This window comes from Streptomyces sp. SD15, from assembly GCF_054462255.1.
Genome location: NZ_JBTLMO010000168.1, coordinates 1 through 533, shown reverse-complemented (window position 1 = coordinate 533; position 533 = coordinate 1). Strand labels below are relative to the sequence as shown.

1 protein-coding gene is annotated in these 533 nt (G+C 64.4%); it reads right to left on the bottom strand.

Annotated features, from left to right (window positions below):
* On the bottom strand, positions 1 to 533 hold a 533-nt coding region (locus ACX28W_RS44040), incomplete at both ends, for an alpha-amylase family glycosyl hydrolase (RefSeq protein ID WP_459005713.1).

Sequence of the window (533 nt, the reverse complement as noted above, 5' to 3'; positions counted from 1 at the left end):
ATCTCCTCCTGCACGGCCGGGTTCTCGTAGTTGAGGTCCGGTTGGTGGGAGAAGAAGCGGTGCCAGTAGTACTGCTTGCGGACCGGGTCGAAGGTCCAGTTGGAGGCTTCGGTGTCGACGAAGATGATGCGGGCGTCCTGGTACTGCTTGTCGTCGTCGGCCCAGACGTAGTAGTCGCCGTAGGGTCCGTCGGGGTTCGAGCGGGACTCCTGGAACCACGGGTGCTGGTCGCTGGTGTGGTTCATGACGAAGTCGATGATGACGCGCATGCCGCGCTGGTGGGCGGCGTCGACGAACTCGACGAAGTCGGCGAGGTCACCGAACTCGGGCAGGACGGCGGTGTAGTCGGAGACGTCGTAGCCGCCGTCGCGGAGCGGGGACTTGAAGAAGGGCGGCAGCCACAGGCAGTCGACGCCCAGCCATTGCAGATAGTCCAGCTTGGCGGTCAGGCCCTTGAGGTCGCCGATGCCGTCGCCGTTGCTGTCCTGGAAGGAGCGGACCAGGACCTCGTAGAAGACGGCGCGTTTGAACCA